Raw genomic sequence first — 5,539 nt, 5'->3', positions numbered from 1 at the left:
TTTGAGTTATTTTTGAAAATCACAGACTTTCTCCGTGATACCTGCTGATCCAGTCCGCCCTGATAGTACTTATTTTTATCAGGGAGATTTCAAGATGCGCTGGACCTTCTCGTCAGTTCGACTTCGTAAGCCACACAAACCAGGTCGGAAGTGTGCAGTCATTATCTTATTGACATTATTACTGGTGTCGGCACTTATCGGGCGACCAGTACTGCACTTAGCACAAACTGCCTGGAAGGATACCGCGGCGAAAGAACCTCTGAAGGAAGGTTTTGTTGACGATGCCAGTCGTATGAATGCGATGGAAATCAGCGAGGTCTGGCCTGTTCCCCTCGACACCCGCGAAGCCGAAGCACAACTCGCACAATTACTTGCACGCGCACATCGTGAAGGATTGCCCATTTCTATCGCCGGTGCTCGACACAGTATGGGTGGCCATACACTGGTTCCCGGCGGGATCATGGTAGACATGACATCCTTTAATAAAATGGCGCTGGATGAAACTCAAAATCTGTTGCACGTTCAAGCAGGGGCCAAATGGAGTCAGATCATTCCCTGGCTCGACGAGCGGGGAAAATCGGTAGCGATTATGCAGTCGAATAATTCTTTTACCGTCGGCGGTTCCATCAGCGTGAACTGTCATGGCTGGCAGTATGGCTGCCCTCCCATCGCTTCATCCGTGGAATCGTTTCGCCTGATGGGAGCCGACGGAAATATTCTCAACTGCAGTCGGACTGAGAATTCGGAATTATTTTCATTGGCTCTGGGAGGCTATGGTCTGTTGGGCCTGATCCTTGATGTCAACTTACGCGTCGTACCCAATGAACGTTATCGCCTGGAACAAAAGATTGTACCTGCCGAACAGGCTCTCAGCACGTTCGATGAAATGATCGAAGATCCCAACGTCGCAATGACATTCGCTCGCATGAATATCACCCCCGATCAATTTCTGAGGAATGTCATCATCACTGTATTCTACCATGAGGCTACCCCCTCGGAAACGTTGCCTGAGCTGACTGACCTGCCCCTGGCGGCAATCAGACGCCCCGTTTTTCGAGGATCCAGTAATAGCGATTATGGTAAAAAATTGCGCTGGCAGACAGAGACAAAACTGCAACCTTATCTGCGGCAGAGTTACTATTCCCGGAATCAGTTGCTCAATGAAGGGGTGGAAATATTTGAGAACCGCTCCGCAGATTACACAGATATCCTGCATGAATACTTTATCCCCCGCGACGGTCTCGAAGAATTCACCACAGCCCTACATGAAATCATACCCCGTCATAACCAGGATTTGTTGAACGTCACGATTCGGCAGGTCGAAGAGGATCAAGATACATTCCTGCGGTATGCAGACCAGCCGCTGTTTGCGTTTGTGATGCTGTTTCATCAACCCCGAACGGAGGCAGGTGACCGCCAGATGGAAAGCCTGTCCATGGAACTCATTGAAGCGGCACTTCAAACCGGAGGACGCTATTACCTGCCCTACCGACTGCACGCGACACCGCAACAGTTTCACAGAGCCTACCCGCAGGCAAACCAGTTTTTTGCACTCAAGCGAACCTATGATCCGGGCGAACTGTTCCAGAATCAGTTTTATCTGAAGTATGGGCGTTCTTCAGAAATGGACCAGTAGAGAAATTCGAATCGCAGCCTGGAACTAATTCATAGTAGACCGGCAGTTGTTTTGAATTTATAGAGGGGTACTGAGAAACACTGTTCGTTTCAACTTGTCGAACCACGAAGTCGCTTTTCACACTCCGCCAGTAATTCCTGTGCGTTCTCATGGCCTGTCGTTTCCAGCCATTGACTGGAAAGAACCTGCTTGAGGTCCTCCGCAGCCCGGGCGTAGTCTGCCTGTGCAAAACAGGTTTCCCCGCGACACAATACCGCACTGAGTACCATGCCCGTCGGCAGTCCCTCCAGTGACTCGATGATCACAGTATAATCCTGGACTGCTGCATCCAGTTTTTTTTGAGCCACGTAACTTTCCCCTCGCATCGCATACGCGTGGGCAAGGAGTTCAGCGGGAATTTCACCCTGACACTCAATGATCCGGTTCATATCGTCAGTCAACCGCTGATGCTCACCGAGTCGCTGATAGACCGATCCCCGGTAATACAAAGCCAGGCACATCAGTTCGACAACTTCAGCCGCGGCGCTGTCGATCACTTGACTATAGTCGGCGAGCGCCTGGTTCAACTGCCCCTGGGTATGATATTCGATGCCACGCTTGAGGTCTATTTTTAGATTCATATTGGAGAAGAAATGCCATATTTTCAAAGCAAAATCGGATGATACTTTAATCCAGCTTATTGTAATCCACGTATTATTATAGAGATAACAGCAGACAGTCGAAACATTATAGAAAGACCAGCCTGATGAAATGGAATCTGAAACCCCGCTGGATGACGGAACCCGACGAGGAGTATGTTGTTCGTCTTCGCCGCCAGATCGTATTCTGGGAATATTGGCGCTACCTCTTCTTACTGTTCGCCATTGCTTTATTTGTTGCTTTCTTCTGGATTATACCAGTTGCCGTCCAAGATTTGTCTGAAATGATTCAACCGGAAAATGCGCCTTTTTTAGGAATCAGTATTTCAGCCGGTTTTACGATTGGTTTTCTAGGTGGCGTGACCCTGCTGCAAATAGGATTAAATCTGATGCTCGCCTTCACTGGTTTTCGCTCTGATCGACTCTTGCTCAAATATTATGATGCCTCAGTCAAGTCAGCAGATGAAGAAAGGGATGAGCCGGAAAAAGATGAATAATAAACTTCAAAGCTGGTACAACTCGTAACCGGCACTGCAGGGCGTCCCCCGCGAAACCAGCATCCGCTGCTGCTCCGGTTCGATGATCACGGAAAAAACCGTCTGCCAGTAACCGGTGTCCGCATCATCGTTCACATGCCGACATAACGACCGCGGATATCCCCGGTGATCGGTGAGCGCCCCCTTAATGTCGTCGACGCTGATTTCGTCACCGCATGCCTGCAACAGAGCATCAATGCGTGCCTTGCGGGGATGTGAGCCGATCAGTTCGGGGAACTGCTCGTTATACTCACACAGTTCCGGATGCAGGCAATGATTGGTATGCGTGATCCAGTTGGTTTCCGCGGGTCTCAAAACCTGCACGGTTTCCAGAGTCACTTCGAGGTCCACGGGTCCTTCGGGGGTCGTCAGCATGATATTTGCCGGGATCGCCCGCTCGGCTCGACGAATTGCCTGGACAGCCGCTTCGAGACTGGTGGACTCATACAGTTCGCGCAACGTGAAATAGTGGGGCACTCCCGTGGAACGGCTGGGAGCCGGCAGACTGTTCAGACAGGCCCCGATGCCCGCGTCGTTGAAACCGACGTATGAAATCAGCCCTGCCTGTGTCACCGTCATCAGCGCCGGCTTTCCCACGGGGCGGCGTGTGAGTACGATCGTAAACGGATCAAGGGCCGGATCGTTGTCCCAGTTCTGGGCGACAATCGGCCCCCGCGTGGAAGTTGGCGGCAGACTGAGCGACGTGCAGCCGGCATCCGCATCCGGTGTAAACTGATTGCGAATCTGCAGCAGCATAATTTTCCAGAAAGGGAGATCCGCCGCCTCCGCGATGCCTCGCAGCTCTGCGACCGAATCAGAACTGTATTGCTCGGCATAAGATAAACAGTGCTCCGCATGGGCGCGTGCCTGCTGACTGCTGACATCCAGCATCTCCCGCAGCCGATCCAGAGCCAGTTCACAGAAAGCCGCAATTTCCTCCCGCGCCGCCTCCCCGATCTGCCGCCCCATTTCAAACGGCAAACCGGCAACTTCAATCTCACGATAACGGGCGAATTCAGGCATAGTTATACTACGAGTTTCCCTTCAAATTTACCGGCTGGCTTTTTTGATGGGTTCGGCCTGTTTGAGTGTTGTCATGTACTCGACGATGTTGACGAGTTCTTCCTGGGTGAGCACTTTCTGCAGGTCGGCGGGCATCAGTGAGATCTTCTGCTGAATGATCTCATCGACGTCTTCCATTTTGAAGGTTCGTGAAATCGCTTCGGCATCTTTGATCGTGATCGCATCGTCGGTTTTGTTAACCAGCAGCCCATTCACAACGTTGCCTGAGGCGAGGATCACCGTATACGATTCGAAGTTGTGGCTGATGCCCGCGCTGGGAAACAGGATCGATTCGAACAACGCTTCGCGGCTCAGTTTCTTGCCGATCTCAGACAGGTTCGGGCCGACCTCTTTCCCCATGCCATTCACCACGTGACACTTGGCACACGTCCCCTTGGTATTGAACATCACGCGACCATCCAGCGTATCCCCTTTCATGCTTGCCAGCACATTAATGGGAGGCAGAGGCTTGTTGTCTTTCGTAGGTGGCGCCGGATACAGCCTGGCGGCCCGCTCTTTGACATCCTTCATAATCGTGGATGACATCGCGGCTGCCACCGTCTGACTCAACTGCGGATCGAAGTCTTTTTTCTCAGCCAGATCCAGCAGCGCATGGGCGCCCGAGCGGGACTTGGCAAGCGCGCGGACCGCTTCGCGACGATCCACCAGCGGTTCATCCTGATCGGTGATGAGCTTCAGCAGAATCCCGTTCGCACCATTATGCCCTGCACTTCCCAGAGCCCAGATCAGATCGAGTTTCTGATTCTGTTCTTTTTCCGTGTCGGCTTTGTTCTCCAGAGATTTTCTGATCAAAGCATTCTGCTTCAAACTCAGAGCAGCACGAATCGCGTCCACTGATGTTTGAGACTTCCCCGCCTGCGAGGCTATTGCGACCAGTTCAGGATAGTATTCAGAAGCTTTAAACTTCTGAACCAGCTTGATGAACTCGGGAGTCCCCCGGCTGCTGTCGATGACCTGGGCGAGCGCCTGTTTGTATTTGGAATCCTGCATCACCGTATTGGCGGGCATACGGGATATTGCTTCCGCGATGATGTATGTCTCACGCTTTTTATTCGCGGGCTCTTTCAGCAATGCCAGTTCTGCGACGGCGGAATTCTTTTCTTTACCCGGGATAAAGTCCAAAGCACGGAAGTAACGTGGCAGAGAATCGAGTTCTGTCTGCGGGTCTTCAATGATCTTGACCAGGTAAGGCACCGCCATCGGAATTTTAGATCGCCAGATCAGGTCGCGGCCGACGGGCGTATTCCAGTGATCGCCGGCCTGTTTGAGCCAGGCTGTCAGGAATTTTTGTTCCTGCTCATCCATGCCGATCCCCAGTGCTTCCAGGTACCAGCGATCTTTGCCGTCATACTGATCCGCCAGCGTCACCCACAGCGCGGGCGCTTCGGGCGACGTGTTGTGATGCAAAGCGATCGCGCATTCGCGACGCACCTGGGGTGAAGGATCCTTGACCAGCTGGCTGACATAGGGAATCACATCCTGATTGTAACGGCGGGCCGCACGCAAACCGGTAATGCGGATATCGGAGTTTTTATCCTGAATCGCCCGGGAAACGTATTCGCCGGTTTTCCCCTTGATGCCGGCCAACAGCCAGAGGGCGCGAGCACGGTTCCTCTGGTTGTCAGACTGATAGAGTTCTTCCAGTT

5 protein-coding genes are annotated in these 5,539 nt (G+C 52.3%); 2 read left to right on the top strand and 3 right to left on the bottom strand.

Going from position 1 to position 5,539, the window contains the following annotated elements; all coding sequences use genetic code 11:
* Positions 1–94 precede the first annotated feature (94 nt).
* The gene (locus tag AACZ40_RS27995; protein ID WP_291170097.1) at positions 95–1,636 is read left to right on the top strand and encodes an FAD-binding oxidoreductase; all 1,542 of its coding nucleotides are present in this window, start codon (positions 95–97) and stop codon (positions 1,634–1,636) included.
* Between the two features lie 89 nt (positions 1,637–1,725).
* Here AACZ40_RS27995 and AACZ40_RS27990 read toward each other — a convergent pair whose 3' ends face one another.
* On the bottom strand, positions 1,726–2,256 hold the full coding sequence (locus AACZ40_RS27990) for a hypothetical protein (protein WP_291170095.1): 531 nt from the start codon (positions 2,254–2,256) through the stop codon (positions 1,726–1,728).
* Positions 2,257–2,408: 152 nt separating this feature from the next.
* On the opposite strand from AACZ40_RS27990, the gene AACZ40_RS27985 reads away from it, so the two are divergent.
* The gene (locus AACZ40_RS27985; protein WP_339676860.1) at positions 2,409–2,771 is read left to right on the top strand and encodes a hypothetical protein; all 363 of its coding nucleotides are present in this window, start codon (positions 2,409–2,411) and stop codon (positions 2,769–2,771) included.
* Positions 2,772–2,777: 6 nt separating this feature from the next.
* Here AACZ40_RS27985 and AACZ40_RS27980 read toward each other — a convergent pair whose 3' ends face one another.
* Both AACZ40_RS27980 and AACZ40_RS27975 read right to left on the bottom strand, forming a co-directional pair.
* Complete coding sequence (locus tag AACZ40_RS27980; protein WP_291170091.1) at positions 2,778–3,833, bottom strand: C45 family autoproteolytic acyltransferase/hydolase; 1,056 nt, start codon at positions 3,831–3,833, stop codon at positions 2,778–2,780.
* Between the two features lie 27 nt (positions 3,834–3,860).
* Positions 3,861–5,539 (bottom strand): c-type cytochrome (locus AACZ40_RS27975; RefSeq protein WP_339676858.1); only part of this gene is annotated, 1,679 nt, incomplete at its 5' end.

The organism is uncultured Gimesia sp., from assembly GCF_963972345.1.
In the GTDB taxonomy this organism is placed as follows: Bacteria; Planctomycetota; Planctomycetia; order Planctomycetales; family Planctomycetaceae; genus Gimesia.
Note: the sequence above shows the minus strand (reverse complement) of the source record. Positions and strands in the feature narration are given on the sequence as shown.

Coding starts and splice junctions, on each gene's coding strand:
- AACZ40_RS27980 (WP_291170091.1), bottom strand. CDS start 3,833: ATGCCTGAATTCGCCCGTTATCGTGAGATTGAAGTTGCCGGTTTGCCG.
- AACZ40_RS27995 (WP_291170097.1), top strand. CDS start 95: ATGCGCTGGACCTTCTCGTCAGTTCGACTTCGTAAGCCACACAAACCA.
- AACZ40_RS27985 (WP_339676860.1), top strand. CDS start 2,409: ATGACGGAACCCGACGAGGAGTATGTTGTTCGTCTTCGCCGCCAGATC.
- AACZ40_RS27990 (WP_291170095.1), bottom strand. CDS start 2,256: ATGAATCTAAAAATAGACCTCAAGCGTGGCATCGAATATCATACCCAG.